The following is a 21129-nucleotide window of genomic DNA, read 5'->3' as shown; positions in this document are numbered from 1 at the left end:
GAATGTGCAGTTCTTAGGCTGTTCACCATGGCGAACACCCAGAGCCCGGTCGTGCTGCACGTCGAGATCGTTCACCCGAACCCCGACGCGGCCGCCGGAGTGATCCACGCCGATCTCGGCGCCGAACAGGTCGAGCCGCAGACCGCGGCCCAGATCGAGAAGCTCGCTGAAGGGCTGCGGGTGATCTTGATGCGGGTGGGCGGGGTGGTCTTCCAGATCGTGCGGCCGGTGCCGATCCCGGGCCTGAACGCCTGGTACGAGCACTACCAGGAACACGGGGCCGGGGTGCACACCGTGTCCCCGATGTCCCGGGACGCCGAGGCCGTGCAGCAGGCCGAACGTGACCTAGGTGCGCGGTGGGAGACGGTGGGCCAGCACCTCGAACTCGTCGCAGCCTGATCTGGCCAGCGTGTGCGCGCCTGCTCAAGGCCGCCAGAAGAGCACAATGCGGGTATGACGATCACTGGGGTAGGCGCGGTCGGTAGCACGCTTCAGTTGTGGGTGGGCGATGGCAGTGCCGGACGAGCCTGGTACGAGCGTCTTTTCGGGAGGGCGCCAGATTTCCGCCCCGAGAACGACGATTCCTTCTGCGAATGGATCTTCGTGCCCGGGCACTGGGAAGTCCATGTGGTTGAGCATCCAGAACCGGGTCGGCAGCAGGGACGCTTTCGGTTCGGGGTAGAGGAGATCGACCGGGTCCGAGCAGAACTGATGGACGCCGGTGTGGACGTTTCCGAGGTCACCACGATTGAGAGGGTGGTGAAGTACTGCGATTTCGCAGACCCGTGGGGCAACCGGCTGGGCCTGTACCAGGATCTTTCCCGCTATCCAGCGAGCTGATCGGTCAGAAGCTCTCGGTCGAGTAGCGCCCGCGCAGATCGGCCAGAAGCTCCGCCGTGACGTCCTGGCCTGCTTCAACAGCGGCGTGGACGTCGCGGAAGTACTGCTCGTAGCCGGGAGGGTTGTAGATGCACAGCGCCTGTACCGGATCAGGACCGGCATTACGGAATCCGTGCAGAGATCCGCGCGGTGCATGGGCCAGATCGCCGGCGTACAGCACGACATCCCCGTGCTCCGTGGTGACGGTCAGCCGGCCGGCGAGAACGAAGAACGTCTCGTCGTGGGCTCGGTGCACATGCGGACGGGCGCCGACCACACCAGGCGGGACGAGAAAACGTTCCAGGCTCAGGCCTCCACTCGTCTGACCGGCGGTGAGCTTGAACAGGTGATCGACGCCGGCGGCAGGGATCGCCTCACCTTCGGCCGAGCGCACGATAAAGGCATCCGCGGAGTCCTTCGCCATCACGGCCCCTTCGCTGTTGGGACAGTCCGGCCACCATTGTGGATGGGTCGTCCTGCGTCCCGCCACGAGTGCGGACCTCAGGCCCCCACGACCTGAGACTGTACGTCCGCCGGCCGTCGAGCCGTGGTGCTGGGAAGGCTCACCCATCGCCGCTCAGTTGGGTGAGGACGGGGCAGCAGTGCGGCCGCGAGGGGAGGTCTCGCCGAGGTTGAGGGTGTCGGTGGTCCAGGCCAGGGTTCGGCTCAGCAGGTCGGGGTCGTCGGAGAGTTTCATGCCGTAGGACGGGACCATCGTGCGCAGGCGCTCGCCCCAGAATTCCTGGCGGGCCGGGAAGCATTCGGTGAGCAGGCGGAGCATGACGTCGACGGCGGTGGAGGCTCCGGGGGATGCGCCCAGCAGCGCGGCCACGGAGCCGTCGGCGGCGCGTACGAGTTCGGTGCCGAACTGCAGGACTCCGCCGCGGGGGCCCTTCTTGATGACCTGGACCCGCTGGCCTGCGGTCAGGAGTTCCCAGTCCTGCTCTCGCGCGTCGGGGTAGAAGGTCTTCAGGGCTTCGAGGCGCTGATCCATCGACTGCACGATCTGGCGGCCCAGGTACGTCATGAGGGAAACGTTGTCGCGGGCAACGGCCAGCATCGGCAGCAGGTTGTGCGCCTTGACCGAGCGGGGCAGGTCCCAGAGCGAGCCCTGCTTGAGGAACTTCGGGGAGAAGCCGGCGTAGGGGCCGAACATCAGGGCCTTGGTGCCGTTGGAGTAGCGGGTGTCCAGGTGCGGTACCGACATGGGTGGGGCGCCGACCTCGGCCTGTCCGTAGACCTTGGCCGCGTGCTGCTCCACCACGTCGGGGTTCGTGCAGCGCAACCACTGGCCGCTGACCGGGAAGCCGCCGAAGCCCTTGCCTTCGGGGATGCCGCTGCGCTGCAGCAGGTGCAGGGCGCCGCCTCCAGAACCGACGAACACGAACGGGGTCGTGACCTCGAAGCGGCCCTCGGGGCCCTTGGCCCGGACCATCCATCCGGAATCGCGGCGGCGCAGGGTCTTCACGGTGTGGCCGGTGAGGACCTCGACCCCGTTCTTCGAGGCTCCCGCGAGCATCTGCTGGGTCAGCGTGCCGAAGTCGACGTCGGTGCCGGCCTCGGCGCGGGTGGCGGCGACCTTCTCGTCCGTGGAGCGGTCCGCCACGAGCAGCGGCGCCCACTCCTTGAGCTGTGCGTGGTCGCTGGTCCACTGCATCCCGGCGAACAGCGGGTGCTGCGAGAGCGCCTCGTACCGGGCGCGCAGGAACGGCACGTCGTCGTTGCGTACGAAACTCATGTGCGGGACGGTGTTGATGAAGCTGGACGGGTCGGCCAGCACGCCCCGGTCCACCAGGTGCGCCCAGAACTGCAGGGAGGCCTGGAACTGCTCGTTGATCGCCACGGCCTTGGAGATGTCGATGATGCCGTCCGGGCCGGCCGGAGTGTAGTTCAGCTCACACAGGGCCGCGTGCCCGGTGCCTGCGTTGTTCCACATGTCCGAGCTCTCGGCCCCGACCTGCTCGAGCTTCTCCAGGACGAGAACGTTCCAGTCCGGCTCGAGTTCGGCCAGCATGGTGGCGAGAGTGGCGCTCATCACCCCACCGCCCACCAGGACGGCGTCGTAGTGGTGGTGTCGGGGCATGGCGAACTCCGAGGGGCAGGCAGGCAGCATCAACCGGGCGGCGCCCTGGGGAGAGCGGCCGACCGGAAACGAGAGTCAGCGTCGGTGCGGACTTCAGCTGGAGGGCGTCACACGGGGACGGTCCCGGGCAGCGATGCGATCAGATGGGGGAGCGCCGCGTCCGGGAACGCGTCGTCGGCTGCTGGGGCGCGCCCGGCGCCGGTTCCACCCACATGCCCTCCTCATCGCTGACAACAACAAATGTAAAGGTGGCCGGCGGCCGGGGTGAACCCGGGTTCGACCAAGCGGGGTGTGATTCTGCCCATCGTTGCGGTCGGCGACGCAGCGGTCGCCGTGGTGGCACAGGGGTCGCCGTGGTGGCACAGGGGTGCGGACGGGCGGTCGGCGGGTGGACAGCCGACCGCCCGGCGGATCAGCTCTGTCCGCCGAGGACCGCCCGGTCGGTGCCGTTCCACTCGGTGTCGGTTCCCTTGGTGACCAGCTCGGCGAAGCCGCCGGGCATGGCACCGTCGTCATTGCACATGATGGTGACCGCGTAGAGGCGCTCGGTCTCGGAGGTGTTGAAGATCCGGTGGTTGGACTCCGGGTGCAGGATCAGGCAGTCGCCGGCCTTCAGGTCGACCACGTGCTCGTCGCTGTGGGCCCGGCCGGTGCCCGAGAGCACCACGAAGATCTCGGTGGACTCCTCGTGCGCGTTCACCGGCTGGGCGCCGCCGGGCTCCCAGACCTCGAAGAAGACGCTGGTCGGGGAACCGTCGGCGGGTCCGGCGAGCAGGGCCAGCTTCACCGTGTCGGAGGGCGAGATGAGCTGGGGGACGACGTCCTCGAGGTGACGCAGAATTGGTGCGGGGGCGGTCATTTCGAGTCCTCCAGGGTTGCGGTGAGGTCTTCGGCGTCCACGGAGAAGCCGAAGCACTGACGGGTGTTGTACAGGGTGGCCTCGTGGCAGAAGGCCGGTGAGGTGGTGGCGCTGGCTCCGTCGACGAGCACCACGTCGTAGCCCAGGCAGGCGCCGTCGATCAGCGTGGCGTACACGCACTGGTCGGAGTTGACGCCGGCCAGGAACAGCGTGTCCACCCGCAGGTTGCGCAGGATCGAGTCGAGCGGGGTGTCCCAGAAGCCGCTCATGCGGTACTTGTCCACGTCGATGTCGCCGGGTTCCCGGGTGAGCTCGTCGACCAGCGCGGCGCCCCAGCTGTCGCGGGTGAGCACCCGGGAGCCGTTGGGCATCACCGAGCCGATGCCGACACCGGTGCCCTCCGGGTCGTAGACATGGGCCACACCGGGCGGAAGGTTGGCCTGGTCCAGCCGGTTGCCCCAGTTCAGCCAGATCACCGGCAGGCCGGCGGCTCGCGCGGCCGGGACCAGGCTTTGCAGAGCGGCGGTCGCCGAGGCGAGCGGGCTCACGTCCACGCCGATCCCGTCCAGCCAGCCGCCGGGTGTGCAGAAGTCGTTCTGCATGTCGACGACGATCAGGGCGCTGCGGCTCAGGTCGGCCGTCAGGGGAGTAGGCAGCCCGGCGACCTGTGCGGGGCGGGCAGGCGGGCTCGGTCGGCGCAGGTCGGCGTGCCCGGGTGAGAGGGACCAGGTGTTGCGGTGCGTCAGGGGCGCCGTTTCCAGGCGCGGGGCGGGAGTGTCGGGGCTCACGCGAGACCTCCGGAGATGGCGAGCTGGAGCAGGTCACGGTCGGTGCCGGGGGCTCCGACCAGGCACAGCCCGGCGGGACGGCCGTCGGCGGTGCGGAGCAGGGGCAGGGAGAGCGCCGGGGCGCCGGCCAGGCCTGACAGACAGGTCAGGCGCAGCGTTCCGGCGCGTTCCGACTCCACCTGGGCGGGTGACGCGTCTCGGGCGGGAGCCCCTCCGGCACTGCTGGGCAGGACCAGCACCGCACCGTCGAGCAACTCGCGCAGGTGGCGGCGGGCCTCAGCGAGTACGGCACGCGCGGCGGCCGCCTCGTCGTCGGTGACCTGCGCCGCGAGCGCGAAACGCCCGGCGACGTCGGGGCCCAGCGCTCCTGGGTGGGCTTCGATCCAGGCGCCGTCGGACTGCCAGGCTTCGTGCGCCTGCACGGTGCGGAAGGCGGCGAACCAGGTTTCGAGCACTGCCAAGGGCAGGTCGGCCTCGTGCAGTGCGGGAAGGATGCCGGCGGCGACGAGTTCGGTGCGGCGCTCAGCGCAGGCGGCGGCGACGTCCGGGGTGGCCAGGGCCTCGACGGTGGGCAGGACCAGGGTGCGTTCCGCGGCGCTGCTGGTGCTTTCGGGCAGGAGGACGTCGGCTACCTGCAGGCTGGTGGCTGCGTCGCGGGTGAGCCAGCCGACGGTGTCGAACGACGGGGCGAGCGGATGGACCCCTGAGGCACTGACGCAACCATGCGTCGTCCTCAATCCGACGAGCCCTTGGTAGGAAGCCGGTACCCGGATCGATCCGGCGGTGTCGGTTCCGAGTCCGATCGTGACCTGGCCGAGGGCTACCGCGGAGGCCGGGCCGCTGGTGGAGCCTCCGCTGATGGCGCCCGGGACAGCCGGATTGGGCGGGGTGCCGTAGTGGGTGTTCTGTCCGGCGAGGCTGTAGGCGAACTCGTCGGTGTGGGCGATGCCGGTGATCGCGGCGCCGGCGTCGAGCAGGTTCTGGATGGCGGGGGCGTGCTGTTCCTGGGGGGTCTGCTCGTTGAGCCAGGTGGGGTTCCCGGCGCCGATCGTGTGGTGGCGGATGGCGAAGAGGTCCTTGACCGCCACCGTTTTTCCGTCCAGGGGGCCGTTTTCCGCGGGAGCAACCAGGGGTGCGCCGACCACCCGCCAGATCGTGCTGTCGATGGAGGCTGGTTTGAGCGGCAGGCTGACGTGGGCGGCGGTGACCTTCCAGGCGCCGTCGATCTGCTGCCACAGCTGGCTCTGCAGGCCGGTCGCGCCGGTGGCCGGGTTACGGGTGCTGGCCATCAGCAGTGCGGCGCCCGGCGCGATCGGGCGCACCAGGATCTTGGCCACCCTGCGGGTCGGGATCACGCTGCGGCCCGACCGGAAACCGGCGATCGCCTCGTGCCCGATCAGCAGGTTCGTGCCGTCGCCGCGCACCGTGCTCTCGCCGGGGGCGAACAGATCGTCCAGCACCGCAACGTCATTGGCCAGGAGGGCGCTCTCGTAGGCGTCGAACGCCTCGATCAGCCCGGCTGGAACCTCGCCCGGGCAGTCGAGTTCGGCCTTGCCATCGATCCCAGAACTCACCTCGACCACGCTCATCGGGTGAACTCCTTTGCGACAGCGGCGAAGTCGGAGCGCCGGATCATGGCGTGTGATCCCTTCACCAGGTCGACCACCTGGGAGATCTCGAAGTCGGTCGCGGCGGACAGGTAGGCGTAGGCGATCTCGGGGTGGACCCCGAACATGGCGCCGAGCAGGGTCACGGCGTTCTCACCGCATCGGGCCACGGCTTCGTCCAGGTCGGGGTCCAGGCCGGTGGGTACCAGGAACTCGGGGGTGAGGGCGAACGGGCCGCTGATCGAGCCGAACCGGGCCTGGGCCTCGGCGGCCGGGATCAGGTCAAGGGTGAGCGTGGCTCGCAGAGGGGCTTCCAGTGCGGTGAGGGCGATCTCGCCGTTGCCCTGCGCGAAGTGCGGGTCGCCGACGTAGACCCCGGCCCCCGGCACCTGCACCGGTAGGTACAGCGTGGTTCCGGTGACCAGCAGCCGGATGTCGAGGTTGCCGCCGTGTGCTCCGGGCGGCACGGAGTGCTTGCGCTCGCCCGGGGTGGCCACTCCGACTGTGCCCAGGAACGGCTGGATCGGGAACCGGATCGGTCGCTCGGCCTGCGTGGGGTGCAGCGGGAGCGTGGCCTGCACGCGCTCGGTTCCGGGGTCGGTGAGCAGGCAGAACGTGCTGCTGACGGGGCCGTCGGCGGGGAACCGGGCCGGCAGCAGGCCCCGGTTGTGGCGGCTGGAGATGATGCCGTAGTGGGTGCGCGGGGTCAGCGGGCCCATGTGGACGGCGACCAGATCGCCCGGCTGGGCGCCGCGGACCTCGATCGGGCCGGTGACCACGTGGGGGCCGCCGGTGAGGTCATGGGTGCCGGAGCGGCAGATCGCGATCGCATCGGCCAGCACTTCGGGCGCGGTGACGCCGTGGCGGCCGAAGAAGGCCACCGGGTCGGCGCCCTGGTCCTCGAGAATGCCTTCGTGGCTGACGGTGTCGACCACGACCGTGGTCCCTGGATCGACGCTCATCACGGGCGCGTCGGCGTCCGAGGGCAGCCGGCCCCAGGACGTGGTCGCCGGGGTGGCCGGCAGATAGGGCAGACCGTCCGAGTGCGGGCCGGTCAGCGGCTGCAGGACCGACCAGACCGGTGGGGTGGTTTCGGGCAGGAGCATCAGGGGGTTACCTCATTCTCCGCGGGAGGTGTCGAACTCGTCCCGGGTGAGTGCTGCGACGTCGGCCAGGTGCCGGGTCATGGCGCGGTGGGCGGCCGGTCCGTCGCTGGCCCGCACCGCCTCGATGATCGAGCGGTGACCGAGGTAGGAGACCTCGCGGGCGTAGCGGGTGGAGTGCGAGAGCACCCGGGTGGCCGAGGTCCAGGAACCGACGACGGTGTTGATCGCCGACATCAGCGGATTCTGCGACGCCACGGCCAGGAGCATGTGGAACTCCAGGTCGAGACGCAGCGACTCCTCCGGGGAGACGTCGGCCATGGACTGCTGGAGCACGTTCTCCAGTTCGATCAGGTTGGCCTTGGTGGCCCGGACGGCGGCCAGCTCGGCCAGCCGGGGCTCGATGCTCTCGCGCAGCTCCGCCACGTCGCGCAACTGGTGCTCGGCATCGGACAGCTGGGAGTAGAGCGTCTGGACCCGTTCGGGGGCGGGCAGCACGGTGGTACCCCGGCCGGGCCGGCGCTCGAGCAGATGCTTGGCCTCGAGTTCGTGCATCGCCTCGCGCAGGGAGGCCCGGGAGACGTTCCAGGTGGCGGCCAGTTCACGCTCCGAGGGCAGCCGGTCGCCGGGCCTGAGTTCGCCCACGGCGATCAGCTTTTCCAGGTGGGCCGAGATCTCCGATCCCACGCTGCCGCGGATCAGGACCGGCCCGGTCGGGGGCAGACCCAGAGCGCTCGCGGGAACGGGACGGCGGCCGCCCCGTTCGGCCAGGGAATCGGCCGGTGCATCGGCCGGCGAATCCGGGGGAGTGCTCACGCGGCGTCCTTTCCTGCGTTCCTGGGCCCAGTGGGATCGGCCGGAGTGGCCGGAGCGTCGGGCGAACTTGGCCTGACCAATCCGACCGTAGTTGAGAAAGGCTGATGCGACAAGCATTTCCCGGGCATTCCCTGACGTTTATGGCCTGGAAATCTTCCGGAAACGAGACGTCGGGAAAGGGCTGATGGGAGACGTCGGTGAGAGCTTCCGGGGCACCTCGGGGACGTTGTGTTTCGCTGGCGTAAAGGATTCCTGCTCAGCTTGACGGGCGGGCTCCTCGCGAACGACAGTCATCTCGGTCCGGTTGGTCGGACCAAGCTCGGCAGGCCTCGGGGAAGATCTCCGAAGGGTGCCCTGAGCTGTGACAACGCCGTCGCTGACCGGAACGTGAGCCAGGTCGCCCGGCTCCCGTCGGTCGATCGCAGTACCACTCGCTCGTCACCGAACGGCCCACGACGGTCCGGCCGGAATCATCTGCCATCCGGCGCTGAAAGCCTTTTGCAGCGACCGTCCCGAGGGCCTCGGTATTTCTCCGGAAAGTCTCCCGGCGATTTCTGATGCCATGTGACAGCGCTTTTCTGTCGCTGTTTCACCGGCGGGAACCTGCCCGTTCCCGCCGGTCCTGAATTGACGTCTGGAGCCTTCATGTCTCTGTTTCCCCGCGGTCGGCGCAGCCGTAGCGCCCTCGCCGGTCTCGCCGTGCTCCCCGTTCTGGCCCTGACCGCCTGCGGCGGCTCCAGCAGCTCGAGCGACGCGGCCGACGGCACCACCGACGTCAAGGTGGTGCTCGGCTGGTACGCCAACTCCGAGAGCGGCGGCTTCTTCGCCGCTGAGGAGGAGGGCCTGTACGCGGACAAGAACCTCGGCGTCACCATCCAGCAGGGCGGCCCGACCGTCTCCGGCACCACGATCGTGGCCTCCGGCCAGGCCGAGATGGGTATCGGGGACGCCGCCAGCGTCGCCCTGGCCCAGGAGCAGGGCATCCCGATCGTCGCGGTGGCCGCGGTCTACCAGGACAACCCGGTCGGCGTGCTGGTGCACAAGGACAGCGGGATGAAGTCCTTCGCCGACATGGAGAACCACACCTGGGTCGTGCAGACCGGCAACACCGGTGCCGAGTACATGCAGAAGGACCAGGGCCTGACCTTCAAGACCCAGGCCTACCAGGGCTCGATCGCCAACTTCCTGGCCGACAAGGACCTGGTCCAGCAGGGCTGGCCGACCAACGAGCAGTACGTGGCCCTCAAGGCCGGCGTGGAGACGGACTTCTTCAGCTACGCCGAGGCCGGCTACAACCCCTACAACGACGTGGTCTTCACCTCGGAGAAGTACCTGAAGGAGAACCCGCAGGCGGTCAAGGACTTCCTCGCCGCGTCGATGCAGGGCTGGGCCGACTACATGGGCGACGTGGAGGTCGCCACCGCGACCAACGAGCAGCTCATGAAGGTCAACCCGGAACAGACCTCCGACGCGCTCTGGTACGCCTGGGACAAGCAGCGGGACTTCATCGCCACCGGCGACGGCGAGGCCCAGATCGGCGCCATGAGCAGCGAGCGCTGGAGCACTCTGGTGAGCCAGCTCACCGACCTCGGGGTGCTGACCAAGGAGATCGAACCGGCTGCCCTGTTCGACAACTCGCACCTGCCCACGGTGCCCTCCCCGGCCGAGATGCCGGACGCTCCCGCCGACTCCTACTGACCATCCGGGGACGGGGGACGCCCGCTCACCCGGCGTCCCCCGTCCTCCATTCCTCCCGATGATCGGAGCATCGCATGGTGTCCACCCCCGCCCCCGCACCCGGCGTGGCCCCGCCCGGGACCACCGACCAGGCCGCTGCCCTGATCGAGTTCCGGCAGGTGCAGAAGACGTACAGCAACGGTTTTCAGGCTGTCACCCCGTTCGACCTGAGCGTCGGGGCAGGTGAGATCGTCTCTCTGGTGGGTCCTTCCGGCTGCGGCAAGACCACGGTGATCCGGATGGCGGCCGGGCTCAGCTCGGTCTCCGGTGGCGAACTCGTGCGCCGCACCGACCAGCTGGCCTACGTCTTCCAGGACCCGACGCTGCTGGCCTGGCGCAACGTGCGCAGCAACGTGGAACTGGTGGCCAAGCTGAAGGGCGTGGACAAGGCCACCCGCGCGGCCGCCGCCACCGCCGCGATCGAGATGGTCGGCCTCGGGGCCTTCGAGAAGTCGCTTCCCCGACAGCTTTCCGGCGGCATGAAGATGCGGGTCTCGCTCGCCCGGGCGATCACCAGCGCCCCCGAGCTGATGATGATGGACGAGCCGTTCGCCGCCCTCGACGAGTTCACTCGCGAGAACATGCAGAACCAGCTGCTGCGCCTGTGGCGGGCCAACGGTTTCGGCGCCATGTTCATCACGCACTCGATCAGCGAGGCAGTCAACCTCGGGCACCGGATCGTGGTCATGGCCGCCCGGCCCGGGCGCATCGCCCGGATCATCGACTCACCCAGCCCACCCACCAAGGACGACGCACCCCGCGACAAGGCAGCTCTGGCGGACACCGCCGAGCTGGTGTCCTCCCTGCTGGCCGGAGACAAATGATGACCGACCTCAGCACCCACCAGCCCACCGAGACCGCCCCCGTGAAGGCGGCCCCGCCGGCCCCCAGCCCCGGACCGTCCCGCCTCGTCGCCGCTCGCCGCTTCGTGGTGCCGCCCGTGGTCGCCGCCGTGCTCGGCCTGGCGATCTGGCAGCTCATCATCGAGATCTTCGCCCTGCCGGTCTACCTGCTGCCCGGCCCTGCCGACGTGTGGGCGGCCCTGACCACCGACGCCGGCCCGATCCTGGCCGCGGCGAAAGTCACGATGCAGGAAGCCCTGCTGGGCTTCGGCCTGGCCGCGCTCAGCGGTTTCGCCGCCGCCCTGGTGATGGCCCGCTGGAACATCGCCGAACGCGGCCTGTACCCGTACCTGGTTCTGCTGCAGACCGTTCCGATCGTGGCGATCGCGCCCCTGTTCGTGGTCTGGTTCGGCGCCGGGATCACCACCAACGCGCTGGTCGCGGCGATGATCGCGGTGTTCCCGATCGCCGCCAACACCCTCCAGGGCCTGAAGTCCACCGACCGTAACCTGGTGCAGCTGTACCGGATGGCCGGCGCACCGGAACGGGTGCAGCTGTTCTCCCTGCGGGTGCCCGCCGCCCTGCCGCAGATCCTCACCGGGCTCCGGATCGCCAGCGGGGCAAGCGTGATCGGCGCCATCGTCGGCGAGTTCGTGGCCGGGATCGGCGGCGGCGAGGGCGGCCTCGGCTACGTGATCACCCTGAACGCTACCCAGCTGCGCACCCCCGAGCTCTTCGTCGCCGTGCTGATGGCCAGCGCCGTCTCGCTGATCCTGTTCGCGATCGTCGCGACGATCGAGGGTCAGCTGCTCAAGCGCTGGCACGAATCCGCCCTGCCGACCGAGGAATAAGGACCCCGCATGACCCACCTTCTCGCCCACCTGTCCACCGCCGCCGTCGAGGCCATCGACAAGACCGATGCCGTGGTGGTCCAGCCGATCGGCGCGGTCGAACAGCACGGCGCCCACCTGCCCCTGATCACCGATGCCCTGACCGCCGAGCGGATCAGCGACCTGGCCATCCGCTCGCTGCCCGCCGACAGCAACGTCTGGCAGCTGCCCACGCTCGCCTACGGCAAGTCCACCGAGCACCTGGGCCGGGCCGGGACCGTGGCGCTCTCGGCCGCCACGCTGATGGCCACCTGCCTGGACCTGGGCCGCTCGCTGGCCGCGTCCGGGTTCCGCAAGCTGGTGTTCGTCAACGGCCACGGTGGTCAGCCCAGCCTGCTCGACGTGGTGGCCCGCGACATCCGGGTCGAGACCGGCCTGGAGGTGTTCCCGATGATGCCGGGACGCTTCGGGCTGCCCGAGGGCATCACCCAGGTCGACGAGCACTACGGCATCCACGGCGGCCAGATCGAGACATCGATCGTGTGGGCCCTGGCCCCGGAACTGGTGCGGATGGACCTGGCGGTGCGCGACGGTGAAGCGGTCGGCGCTCTGTACGCCGGCAGCCGTCACCTCACCCTCGAGGGCACGGTGCCGACGGCCTGGGTCACCGACGACCTGTCCGTGTCCGGTGTGATCGGCGACGCGACGGCCGCGAACCAGGAGGACGGCCGGCGCATCGTGGAGCACCAGACCCGTTGTCTCGCCGAGACCCTGCTGGAGATCCGGGACTTCGCGTTCCCGGAACTGAAGGGGTAGGGCGACCGGCCTACTGCTGCTGCAGCTCCTGGTGGCGGGCCAGGAGCCGCAGCGACTGCAGCGTGGTCTCCACGAGTTCGTCCTGGGGTTTGCGGCCGGCGATGAGCGGGGCCAGCTGCGATTCGTCGCCGATCAGGGCCTGGAGCCGGCGCTCCTGAGCGGGCGGGAACCCGAAGTCCAGGAGCAGGGCGTAGAGCCCGGCACGCAGCATGATCTGCGGTGTCCCGCTGGTACCGGCGACCAGGACCTCGACCTGCTCCACCCAGGTCAGATCGTCCTTCCGCGAAGCCTCGACCTGAGTCTCCAGCCGGGAGTGGATCTCCAGCTCCAGCCAGTTCAGCGCCGGGTGGATGCGCTCGAACTCGTCGTAGGGCAGACCCACCGCCCGCTCGACGAGCTTCAGGGCGGCCTCGTCCTGCCCCTTGCCCAGACGGTCCAGAGCCTTGGTGAGCAGATTCTCCGCGGCGTCGAACGACGCCGCGGACTGCTCGCTCAGCTGCTGCCCGGAAGAGCGCAGCGCCGGGCCGAGCGGGCGTTCGGGCAGGTCTTCGTCGAAGGCCACGATGCTCCGTTTCTTGGTGGGCGTAGGCGCCGACAAGCCTACTTGGACGGAATCGACGGGTGTTCGTGGGAGCAGCAGGCTCATGCGGGTGCCTCTCGACATGCGCAGGGCTCACGCGGGGCATCCCGCTACGCTCTCCTCGCCCGCCCACGGAAGGACGCTCATGCAATGCCGGTTCCTGACAGTCTCGACGATCGCGCTGTTCGCCCTCGCCGGGTGCGCCGGTGAGCCCTCGGTGACCGAGGTGAAGGACGCTGTTGCCGCTCCGGGCGGGGTGGAGCAGAGCACCGCTGGCTGCCCGGTCGGCGGCGCCGACATCCCCGCCGACGCCGTCGTGGTGGAGGCTGGTGACCTGGACGGGGACGGCCAGGACGACCAGGTCTGGCTCGCCGTGAAGGGTGACAAGCGTCTGCTCGGCGTGCGTACCGCCAGCGGTTCCAGCCTTTCCACCAGCTTCACGGCCGACCAGGTGGAGAAACATCAGGCCACCGCGCTGGGCAACCGACTGGGCGACGGCACCCCGATCATCGTGCTGGCCACGGGCTACAGCGCAGCGCTCTACACCGTGGCCGACTGCAAGATCGTGCCCTCGCTGACCGCCCAGGGCAACCAGTACCTGTTCGACCTGGGGATGAACGGCGAAGGCACCGGGGTGTTCTGCCCCAAGGACGACCAGGGCCTGTACCTGGCCAGCTACAACGCCAAACCGGACGACCTCGACTCCAGCGACGAGGTGTTCCGCACCCGCATCGAGTTCAGTGAGAACGGCACCCGGGCGGACAACGGCAAGGTCACCGACCTCGGCCACATCAAGTACGACGACCCCCTGTCCCAGGACACCATGGGCGTGGCCTGCGGCGACGCCGAGACGGCACTCGAGCCCGAGCGGTAGCCCACCGGTGCTCAGGACATGCCGGCAAACAGCCACCAGGTGGTCGTCATCGGCGAATTCCCTTATCTCATAGCAACTATCAGGGACGAGCGGCCTGCTGGGTTGTGGTGCGAATCCGATAGAGACTGGAGGTGGCCACGACGTACAGGTCCTGCCCGTCGGGGCCGCCGAAGCACAGATTCGCGATCTTCTCCGGCACCGGAATGCGTTCCACGATGACGCCGCCAGGCGAGATCACCTGCACCGCATCCAGGCTGGAGGACCAGATCCGTCCCTCGACGTCGACCCGGAAGCCGTCGCTGCAACCGGGGACGACCGTGGCGAAGTCACGGCCTTCGCCGACGGAGCCGGCGCGGACGTCGACCGGATAGGCCCGGATCCGGCCGCGCTGCTCGTCGGCGGTGTCGGACACGTACAGGAGTGACTCGTCAGGTGAGAACGCCAGGCCGTTCGGGCGCTGCAGGTCGGTGACGACCGGCCGGAGCTCACCGGTCCCCGGATCGAAACGGAACACGAAGCATCCGCCGTACTCCAGTTTTCCGGGATGTCCCTCGGCCGGGTTGAGGATGCCGTACGGCGGATCGGTGAACCAGATGCTGCCGTCCGAGGCCACGACGACGTCGTTGGGCGAGTTCAGGCGCGAGTGACCCCAGCGATCGACCAGAGTGACTGGCCGGCCGTCGATCTCGTACTCGATGCTGCGCCGACCGTGGGAGCACTGCACGACGCGTCCTTCGCGATCGAGGGTGCGTCCGTTCGTGAACTCGACCTCGCGTCGGTGGACGTACGTTTCCCCGCTGGCGGCGTCGTGTTCCATGATGACGTTGCTGGGGATGTCGCTCCACCGCAACCGCTGCGTTTCTGGCAGCCACACGGGACCCTCGCTCCAGACCGCGCCGGTCCACAGCAGTTCCAGTCGAGCGCCGTCAGCGATGAGTGGGGTGGCGGTCACCGCTTCAGGCTACCGCGACGTTTCTCGGTTTCGTCGTCCTGCTCAGGCCCAGGCGCCCAGTGCCGACATGAGATGGTTCGCCCAGATCGGTATCCTGTTCAAGAGTTTCTGTTCGCTCCAGCTCTTCGTCACCACGGGCCAGGCGATCAGAACCTCACCGGCAGAGCTATGTGCGAAACGCGTCCCAGAGCCGTGACGGAGGTCCGTGGACAGGATCGTCTCGTTACGGCGGGAACCGGCTGAGCGTGGTCCGGCCGAACTGACGTTCGTGCTGGCCAGCCGCCGTCACGCGGGCACTCTCAGGTCGTTGCTGGTCGCCCTGATCGGCGTTTTCGGGGTCATGGCCGCACCCGCCGGAGCCCTGCCGCTGGTCCTGGTCCTGCTGACCGCCACGGTCGCTCTGGCCGCCTTCGAGATCATGCGCCGTTCACCGCGGACCTCCTCGCTACTGGCCGTCCTGCTGGCCGCGGCCATCTGCCTGGCCCAGCCATGGACGGCCCCCATTGGTTATGACGCCAGCGAATGGGCTTTCAACGTCGTCGCAGTTACGGCGATCACTCTGCAATGGCAATGGCCGGTCCGTGTCGCTACACCCCTCGCGGCGCTGCTGATCGCCGTGCAATGGACCCTGGGGGGCGGGCAGACGTTCCTGGCCATCCGCGTTCTGGTCGAGTGCGCCGTCGCCCGGGTCGGCTACGAATGCCTGCTCCTGCTCAGCCGGAGGCTGGACCGACTCCGGCTCGAGCACGACGCACTGCAGCGATCCGTCGCCCTGGCCGACGCCCAGCGTCGGCAACTGCGCGAGCAACTTGCCCTGCTCCACGACACGGTGGCCAGCACCTTGCTGATGGTCGCGAGCTCGCACCCGCAGGCCGAACGCGCCGATGTGGCCCAGCAGGTGCGGCGCGACCTCGCGCTTCTGACCGCCGCCGAGCGCGGGCACCCCGCCGGAGCCGACCTGGTCGCCGTCAGCACCCTGATCGGCAGCGTCGCAGAGCAATCCACGATCACCGTCACCCGCACCACCCAGGGGCAGCCGCGGATGCCCGCCAGGCCAGCCCTCGCCATGCTGCGCGCCCTGCGCGAAGCACTCACCAACATCGAACGCCACGCCGGCGTGACCCGGGCCGAACTCGCCGCCCGATCACACGGCGAGCGGGTGATCGTCGAACTCTCCGACCAGGGAACGGGATTCGAACCGAACTCTGTCTCACCACACCGGCGCGGTATCAGCGCATCCATTGTCGAACGTCTTCAAGCCGTCGGAGGACAGGCATCCATCACGACAACCCCCGGCAGCGGCACCACGGTCAGGCTCGAGTGGCCGGCCACCTGAGCATGAGCCAACGGCCGCACGGCTTCGGCACCGCCTTCGTCCTGGCCACTGTTGTCGTGCAGTTCGGACTCGGCCTGCCACAACTCCTGGCCCACCTGCACACCTACCCCTCGCCCTGGATACCGTGCACCGCGTTCGTCCTGCTCGCCGCGACCATCAGCGCCGGATGGTGGGTGATCCAAGGGCGTCGCGTACCCACACCAGTCGTCGTCGGCGGCGTGACAACCGTCGGCGCAGCCTCGATCGCCATCACCGCGACCCTGCCCGACGGAGCCTTCTTCGACGGCCCTCACTGGTCTTTCGGCCTGGTGGGCTGGCACCTGCTCATGCTGCTCAGCGACCGGCCCGTACGCTGGTCGATGCTCGCGCTCGCGGCCCACACCGGGTTCAGCGTCGTCGCTTTCCTGACGACCGCCGATCCCAGCCGGGCGGTCTGGGGGACCGGCCTGATCACGGTGGTCAGCGTCATGGGGTTTCAGGCCGCACTCGGTCTGGCCGGCGCCGATCACCGTCGGCGGGCCCTTCACCTGGAAGCCCTGGCCGAGGAACAGGCCAGGCTCGCGACTGCCAAGGCGGTCGCTGACGAACTCGACCGGGGACGCGTGGCCCGGGTCCCCGAGCAGCTCGGCTCGGCGCTGCCGCTGCTGGCCGGGCTTGCTGACGGAACGCTCGACCCCGGTCGTGATGACGTACGTCGCCAGAGTGCCGTCGTGGCTGCACAGTTGCGTCGTTTGTTCGCCGAGGGCGACGAGAGCCCCGACCCCCTGGTGCACGAACTGTCTGCCTGCGCCGAGATAGCCGAAAAGCGTGGACTGCAGGTGTCGTTCGCGGTGTCCGGGGCAGTGGTGCCGGTGCCGCTCGAAGCCCGGCGTGCGCTCGTGCAGCCTGTGGTGGACGCGTTGGCTGCGGCGCGTGCTCGAGCCCGGATCACCGTCCTCAGAACCGCTGAATCCGTCCGGGTGGCGGCCGTGTGCGACGGGAATGCTTCGGCACAGACATCGTCGGCGCCCTCGGATCTGGTTGCGGTGGAGTGGCATTCGGTGGCCGAGCAGGTGTGGATGGAAGCCCGGTGGACAGCCTGAGGACGTACCCCTGGTAGGCCCGCCCCGCCGACACCCCTGACAGAGCCATTCGGGTTTTGCCTCTTGCTTTTGCCGAGTAAGAGGTGTTCAGTGTTGACCACTGACAGGAGCCACCCGAGGAGCACTTATGACAACCGTCAACGCAGCCGTCGCCCTGGTCACGGGCGGCCAGCGCGGGCTGGGCCGGGCCTTCGCCCAGGCTCTCCTCGAGCAAGGGGCGGCCAAGGTCTACGTCACCGCGCGCCAGCCCCGCCCAGAGCAGGACCCGCGCCTGGTCCCGCTGCCCCTGGACGTCACCGACGAGGCGTCGATCCTGCGGCTGGGCGAGTCCGCTCCGGACGTGAACATCGTCGTCAACAACGCGGGCCTGGGTGCCCACGGCCCACTCACCGAGGCGAGCCTGGACCAGGCCCGGGCGGTCTTCGAGACCAACGTCTTCGGCCCGCTGCGCGTGGCCCAGGTGTTCGCGCCGATCCTGGCCTCGAACGGCGGTGGCGCCCTGGTCGACGTGCACTCCGTGCTCAGCTGGCTGGGCAGTAACGGCAGCTTCGGCGTCTACGGCGCGTCCAAGGCCGCGTTCTGGTCGCTGACCAATTCGCTGCGGCCTGAGCTCGGCAAGTCCGGAACGCACGTGCTCGGGGTGCACCTGGGCTTCGCCGACACCGACATGGCCGCCGGCCTGGACGTCCCCAAGAACGACCCGGCGGACGTGGCCCGAGGCATGGTCGAAGCCTTGGTGGCCGGGGAGAGCGAGTACCTGGCCGACGACGTCAGCCGGATGGCCAAGACGCTGCTGGCCGGGCCGCCCGAGGCCCTCGCTATCGTGTAGGCCCGGCGGGCGGAAGGAGGCCGGTGTGCCGCGATTCGACGCAACCCAGCGCCTGAGCACCTCGTTCGCCCCAGCGATGCTGCTGCTGACCCAGGAACTGGCCAACACCCAGGGGCCGGTCACCTACCAGATCGACCTGCTGGACGAGCTCGGCACCGCCCAGGGCTGGCTGGACGGGGTCCTCGAGGACTGGCAGACGGAGCATCCGCAGGTCACCGTACCCAGGATCCGGCTACGTAAAGTCGATCTTGAACAACTGCGCACCGTACGGGCCAGCGTGCACCGGCTCCTCTCCCGCGGCCAAGAACGACTGTTCACCCAGGACACCCCCGACCTGGATGCCCCGGTGAACGTGAAGGCCGGCCCGAACGGGGTAGAAGGCTCACCCGTCGGAACCGGCATCCCGTGGATCGCCTCGGCGACGGCGCTGGAGCTGATCCTGGCCCAGCAGCAGGACCAGCTGCGACGCCTCAAGCTGTGCCACAACCCCGGTTGTGATGTCGTTTTTCACGACGGGTCGAAGAACAACAGCCGGGCCTGGCACGACGTGGCCACCTGCGGGAACCGGGCCAATATGCGGGCCTTCCGGGAACGGCAGCGGACCGCCGGAGCCTGAACCCCTCGAAGGCGTGGCTGGCGTCCCGGGGTACGGACGCCCGTCGCTAGTTCGGCGTATCCGTCCGACGATTGTTCTTGCGGGGCTGGGCTGTCTTGGACGGCTTGGGGGTTGCCCGCGCCGTATTGGTGCGAGCTCCCGCCGGGGGCTGAAGATTGCGCAGGGACTGCACCAGGTCAGTCAGCCGCCTCGAGGTCCGCACGGCCTCCGGCATCCGGCCGGCGCGCAACTGGGCACCCAGCAGGCGATACTCGGTGTCCACCATTTCGCTCAACCGGAGGCCGCGTTGTCCCGGGCCGGGCTGTGTCGACGCAGGCGCTCCGGGTTCTGGGGAGTCGGTGCTCTCCGGGCTGTTGACCTGCCGTCCACGTGCAGCCGACCCGTTCGTTCGTGCCATTCGGTACTCCTTGGTGTCTCGAGCGTCCGGCGATTGTCCCCTGCCGACGCTCTGACCCGTGAATCCGTGGAAGGTGACGGATGGGACGCGGTAGCAGGCCGTGCGGGCGCCTTGATCCCGAGGTGGCCCAGGGTCACGGCGCCGCGGCTAGGGCGAGCCGCGTGTGCCAGGTCCTCAGAGCAGGTACACGCCCGCGCACGATCCCTGGCTAGGTGTCATGGCCGGCCGCGGCTCGTGCTTCCAGCTCCTGGAGCCTGGCCTGGATCACGTCGATCTGTGCCTGGTTCGAGGCCAGGTCGGCCTCGGTATCGATCCGGTACAACTCCAGCTGCCGGTTGATGACCAGCAGCACGTCGAGACAGAGCTGTGTGCGCTCCTCGACCGACACGGTGGTGCCGTCGTCCGCGAAGGGGCGTGGGCCGTCCCCAATCAGCTGGTGCAGACGGCGCACCACCGGCTGCGGGAAGGCGTAGTCGACCAGGAGCGAGTTGAGCACCGTGCGGAGCACACCGGCGGCGTGCCCGGTAACTTCCGACAGAAGCTTCTCGCTCCGGTCGATCCAGCGGGTGTCACCGTCGAGGGCGTACTCGATCTGGACGGACAGCTGGCGCAGGAGTTCGGCTTCGAGCCAGTACGTCGCCGGATGTATGTCCTCGTACGTGTCGTAGGGCAGGCGGCAGGCCCGGGAGGCGAACGCCTGGGCCTTGTCGTGCTCGTTGTTCGCGAGGCGGGCGGCAGCTTTCGCGAGAAGATTGCCGGCGGCGTCCAGGCGGGCCTCGAACTCGAGATCGTGCTGGATGTCGGATGCCGCCTGCCCGCGGGCGAAGGGCGAGTCCGAACGGCCGATCGGGGAAGTCAACGGTGCTCCGTCCTGCGGTGGCTGGTCGGTCAGATCAGTACGCTACCGGCCGAAACGGGCGGTCTGCTGAACAAGCGCCACGGGTCTTTTCTGCTGATGGTCCGTACTCAGTTCGCCATCGATTCCGGCAGCAGTGAAAACGGGTTGCCGGCGATCCGCTGCACTGTCACCGTCGGCCTGTGGACCTTGACATCGGACCGTTCGACGGCCGCACGGAGTTGCTCGACGAACTGGACGGTTTCTGGCCGGAGTTCATGCTTCAGGATCACACCGCAGACCTCTACTTCTGCAACTTCGCTGAGCTCTGGCCGGAGTTCACGCTGCTGGCAGTCGACCGAGAGGACGGCCGGGCCGCGGCCAAGGCGTACTCGGTGCCGATCTCGTGCCACGGTGACATCCGCGCGGGACTGCCCGAGAACGGCTGGGACTGGGTGGTTCGCAGGGCCGCGCAGGACCGGATGACCGGCACTGCGCCGACCATCGTCTCGGCGCTCGAGATCCTGGTCCGGCCCGATCTGCGGGGGCGCGGTCTGTCCGGGCTCATGCTCGAGGCGCTGCGTGAGAACACCGCCCGGCTCGGGTTCTCCGATCTCGTGGCCCCGGTGCGGCCGAACGGTAAGTCCGACCGGATCACCGAGCCCATGGACCAGTACGTGCGTGCGGTAGGCCCCGACGGCTTGCCCGTCGACCCCTGGATCCGCGTGCACGTCCGGGCCGGTGGCCACATCGTCAACGTGGCTCACAGCAGCATGGTGATGACCGGGTCGCTGGAGCAGTGGCGCTCATGGACGGGACAGGCGTTCGATCGCAGCGGTCAGGTGCTGGTTCCCGGCGCGCTGGTCCCGGTGCTGTGCGACGTGGAGCACGACCAGGCGGTCTATGTGGAGCCGAACGTCTGGATCCATCACCGCACCTGAGGTCCCGGCGCCGGGACCTGTCTCAAGCAGGTCGCCGACGCAAGGGTTGCGGTGCTCGAAACGCTCGGGTCACGAGGTTGGGACGCTCGCGGTGGCCGGCGCGGTAATCTGGCCTGGATGATCGGGGGCCGGGATGAGATGTGCTCTGTTCGGCGAGGTCTCGTCCTTCGGGCGGGTCCGGTCCGCAGTCGGCCGCGGTCAAGAATTCACATACCGGAAATCCTGGCCGGGCAGCGTTAACACGGCTGCGACCGGAGCGGTTCAGGATGACGACTTCACTCTTCGGCGGTAGACGATGAGTGGCTCAGCCCGGTACGAAGCAGTGTC

General features: G+C 68.9%; 22 protein-coding genes. 12 read left to right on the top strand and 10 right to left on the bottom strand.

Going from position 1 to position 21129, the window contains the following annotated elements; genetic code table 11:
* Positions 1-27 precede the first annotated feature (27 nt).
* Together LR394_RS09720 and LR394_RS09715 are read left to right on the top strand one after the other, a co-directional pair.
* Positions 28-399: a hypothetical protein gene (locus LR394_RS09720; RefSeq protein ID WP_231440353.1), complete on the top strand. Its 372-nt coding sequence runs from the start codon at positions 28-30 to the stop codon at positions 397-399.
* A 54-nt stretch (positions 400-453) separates the two neighbouring features.
* On the top strand, positions 454-840 hold the full coding sequence (locus tag LR394_RS09715) for a VOC family protein (protein ID WP_231440352.1): 387 nt from the start codon (positions 454-456) through the stop codon (positions 838-840).
* Between the two features lie 4 nt (positions 841-844).
* Here the strand turns inward: LR394_RS09715 and LR394_RS09710 are convergent, their stop codons facing one another.
* From LR394_RS09710 to LR394_RS09680, 7 genes are all read right to left on the bottom strand, one after another.
* Entirely contained in the window at positions 845-1303 is a 459-nt protein-coding gene (locus LR394_RS09710; protein WP_231440351.1) for a cupin domain-containing protein, read from the bottom strand.
* Between the two features lie 153 nt (positions 1304-1456).
* A complete protein-coding gene (locus LR394_RS09705; RefSeq protein ID WP_231440350.1) occupies positions 1457-2962 on the bottom strand; it encodes a malate:quinone oxidoreductase in 1506 nt (501 codons plus the stop codon).
* Between the two features lie 412 nt (positions 2963-3374).
* Complete coding sequence (locus LR394_RS09700) at positions 3375-3821, bottom strand: cupin domain-containing protein (RefSeq protein WP_231440349.1); 447 nt, start codon at positions 3819-3821, stop codon at positions 3375-3377.
* Positions 3818-4609 (bottom strand): cysteine hydrolase family protein, encoded by a 792-nt coding sequence (locus LR394_RS09695; RefSeq protein WP_231440348.1) that lies wholly within the window; start codon positions 4607-4609, stop codon positions 3818-3820. The genes LR394_RS09700 and LR394_RS09695 overlap by 4 nt, the downstream gene beginning before the upstream one ends.
* On the bottom strand, positions 4606-6198 hold the full coding sequence (locus tag LR394_RS09690) for an amidase (protein ID WP_231440347.1): 1593 nt from the start codon (positions 6196-6198) through the stop codon (positions 4606-4608). Before LR394_RS09690 ends, LR394_RS09695 begins: the two co-directional genes overlap by 4 nt.
* Positions 6195-7322: an acetamidase/formamidase family protein gene (locus tag LR394_RS09685; protein WP_231440346.1), complete on the bottom strand. Its 1128-nt coding sequence runs from the start codon at positions 7320-7322 to the stop codon at positions 6195-6197. The genes LR394_RS09690 and LR394_RS09685 overlap by 4 nt, the downstream gene beginning before the upstream one ends.
* A 12-nt stretch (positions 7323-7334) precedes the next feature.
* Positions 7335-8135, bottom strand: a complete 801-nt coding sequence (locus tag LR394_RS09680) for a FadR/GntR family transcriptional regulator (RefSeq protein ID WP_231440345.1) — start codon at positions 8133-8135, stop codon at positions 7335-7337.
* A 645-nt stretch (positions 8136-8780) separates the two neighbouring features.
* Here LR394_RS09680 and LR394_RS09675 point away from each other — a divergent pair.
* The 4 genes from LR394_RS09675 to LR394_RS09660 all read left to right on the top strand — a co-directional run bounded on the left by LR394_RS09675 (position 8781) and on the right by LR394_RS09660 (position 12360).
* Positions 8781-9833, top strand: a complete 1053-nt coding sequence (locus tag LR394_RS09675) for an ABC transporter substrate-binding protein (RefSeq protein ID WP_231440344.1) — start codon at positions 8781-8783, stop codon at positions 9831-9833.
* 74 nt (positions 9834-9907) lie between these two features.
* Positions 9908-10696, top strand: a complete 789-nt coding sequence (locus tag LR394_RS09670) for an ABC transporter ATP-binding protein (protein WP_231440343.1) — start codon at positions 9908-9910, stop codon at positions 10694-10696.
* Entirely contained in the window at positions 10696-11565 is an 870-nt protein-coding gene (locus LR394_RS09665) for an ABC transporter permease (protein WP_231440342.1), read from the top strand. Before LR394_RS09670 ends, LR394_RS09665 begins: the two co-directional genes overlap by 1 nt.
* Before the next feature lie 9 nt (positions 11566-11574).
* Positions 11575-12360 (top strand): creatininase family protein, encoded by a 786-nt coding sequence (locus LR394_RS09660; RefSeq protein WP_231440341.1) that lies wholly within the window; start codon positions 11575-11577, stop codon positions 12358-12360.
* A gap of 10 nt (positions 12361-12370) precedes the next feature.
* Here LR394_RS09660 and LR394_RS09655 read toward each other — a convergent pair whose 3' ends face one another.
* Positions 12371-12922 (bottom strand): hypothetical protein, encoded by a 552-nt coding sequence (locus LR394_RS09655; protein ID WP_231440340.1) that lies wholly within the window; start codon positions 12920-12922, stop codon positions 12371-12373.
* Positions 12923-13085: 163 nt separating this feature from the next.
* Here LR394_RS09655 and LR394_RS09650 point away from each other — a divergent pair, with 163 nt between their 5' ends.
* Positions 13086-13814 (top strand): hypothetical protein, encoded by a 729-nt coding sequence (locus LR394_RS09650; RefSeq protein WP_231440339.1) that lies wholly within the window; start codon positions 13086-13088, stop codon positions 13812-13814.
* 79 nt (positions 13815-13893) lie between these two features.
* Here LR394_RS09650 and LR394_RS09645 read toward each other — a convergent pair whose 3' ends face one another.
* The gene (locus tag LR394_RS09645; RefSeq protein ID WP_231440338.1) at positions 13894-14766 is read right to left on the bottom strand and encodes an SMP-30/gluconolactonase/LRE family protein; all 873 of its coding nucleotides are present in this window, start codon (positions 14764-14766) and stop codon (positions 13894-13896) included.
* Between the two features lie 205 nt (positions 14767-14971).
* Between LR394_RS09645 and LR394_RS09640 the strand changes: the two genes are divergently transcribed.
* From LR394_RS09640 to LR394_RS09625, 4 genes are all read left to right on the top strand, one after another.
* Positions 14972-16102 carry a sensor histidine kinase gene (locus LR394_RS09640; protein WP_231440337.1) on the top strand — a complete coding sequence of 377 codons (1131 nt, stop codon included), beginning with the start codon at positions 14972-14974 and terminating at the stop codon, positions 16100-16102.
* A 2-nt stretch (positions 16103-16104) separates the two neighbouring features.
* A complete protein-coding gene (locus LR394_RS09635; protein WP_231440336.1) occupies positions 16105-17184 on the top strand; it encodes a sensor histidine kinase in 1080 nt (359 codons plus the stop codon).
* Between the two features lie 127 nt (positions 17185-17311).
* Positions 17312-18013 (top strand): SDR family oxidoreductase, encoded by a 702-nt coding sequence (locus tag LR394_RS09630; protein ID WP_231440335.1) that lies wholly within the window; start codon positions 17312-17314, stop codon positions 18011-18013.
* Between the two features lie 25 nt (positions 18014-18038).
* On the top strand, positions 18039-18629 hold the full coding sequence (locus LR394_RS09625) for a CGNR zinc finger domain-containing protein (RefSeq protein WP_231440334.1): 591 nt from the start codon (positions 18039-18041) through the stop codon (positions 18627-18629).
* Positions 18630-19234: 605 nt separating this feature from the next.
* On the opposite strand, the gene LR394_RS09620 is transcribed toward LR394_RS09625, so the two are convergent.
* Positions 19235-19885 carry a hypothetical protein gene (locus LR394_RS09620; protein WP_231440333.1) on the bottom strand — a complete coding sequence of 217 codons (651 nt, stop codon included), beginning with the start codon at positions 19883-19885 and terminating at the stop codon, positions 19235-19237.
* Between the two features lie 179 nt (positions 19886-20064).
* Here LR394_RS09620 and LR394_RS09615 point away from each other — a divergent pair, with 179 nt between their 5' ends.
* On the top strand, positions 20065-20802 hold the full coding sequence (locus tag LR394_RS09615) for a hypothetical protein (protein WP_231440332.1): 738 nt from the start codon (positions 20065-20067) through the stop codon (positions 20800-20802).
* The last annotated feature ends 327 nt before the right edge of the window (positions 20803-21129 follow it).

The sequence above is a fragment of the Kineosporia babensis genome, assembly GCF_021129305.1.
GTDB classification, from domain to species: Bacteria; Actinomycetota; Actinomycetes; order Actinomycetales; family Kineosporiaceae; genus Kineosporia; species Kineosporia babensis.
The sequence above is the reverse complement of the archived record's forward strand: the minus strand, read 5'-3'. Positions and strand labels throughout refer to the sequence as shown.

Bases quoted from the DNA above. Each gene is read 5' to 3' on its own strand.
- LR394_RS09720 (WP_231440353.1), top strand. From the start codon at position 28: ATGGCGAACACCCAGAGCCCGGTCGTGCTGCACGTCGAGATCGTTCAC.
- LR394_RS09690 (WP_231440347.1), bottom strand. From the start codon at position 6,198: ATGAGCGTGGTCGAGGTGAGTTCTGGGATCGATGGCAAGGCCGAACTC.
- LR394_RS09705 (WP_231440350.1), bottom strand. From the start codon at position 2,962: ATGCCCCGACACCACCACTACGACGCCGTCCTGGTGGGCGGTGGGGTG.
- LR394_RS09665 (WP_231440342.1), top strand. From the start codon at position 10,696: ATGACCGACCTCAGCACCCACCAGCCCACCGAGACCGCCCCCGTGAAG.
- LR394_RS09635 (WP_231440336.1), top strand. From the start codon at position 16,105: ATGAGCCAACGGCCGCACGGCTTCGGCACCGCCTTCGTCCTGGCCACT.
- LR394_RS09650 (WP_231440339.1), top strand. From the start codon at position 13,086: ATGCAATGCCGGTTCCTGACAGTCTCGACGATCGCGCTGTTCGCCCTC.
- LR394_RS09630 (WP_231440335.1), top strand. From the start codon at position 17,312: ATGACAACCGTCAACGCAGCCGTCGCCCTGGTCACGGGCGGCCAGCGC.
- LR394_RS09675 (WP_231440344.1), top strand. From the start codon at position 8,781: ATGTCTCTGTTTCCCCGCGGTCGGCGCAGCCGTAGCGCCCTCGCCGGT.
- LR394_RS09670 (WP_231440343.1), top strand. From the start codon at position 9,908: ATGGTGTCCACCCCCGCCCCCGCACCCGGCGTGGCCCCGCCCGGGACC.
- LR394_RS09710 (WP_231440351.1), bottom strand. From the start codon at position 1,303: ATGGCGAAGGACTCCGCGGATGCCTTTATCGTGCGCTCGGCCGAAGGT.
- LR394_RS09660 (WP_231440341.1), top strand. From the start codon at position 11,575: ATGACCCACCTTCTCGCCCACCTGTCCACCGCCGCCGTCGAGGCCATC.
- LR394_RS09700 (WP_231440349.1), bottom strand. From the start codon at position 3,821: ATGACCGCCCCCGCACCAATTCTGCGTCACCTCGAGGACGTCGTCCCC.
- LR394_RS09715 (WP_231440352.1), top strand. From the start codon at position 454: ATGACGATCACTGGGGTAGGCGCGGTCGGTAGCACGCTTCAGTTGTGG.
- LR394_RS09685 (WP_231440346.1), bottom strand. From the start codon at position 7,322: ATGCTCCTGCCCGAAACCACCCCACCGGTCTGGTCGGTCCTGCAGCCG.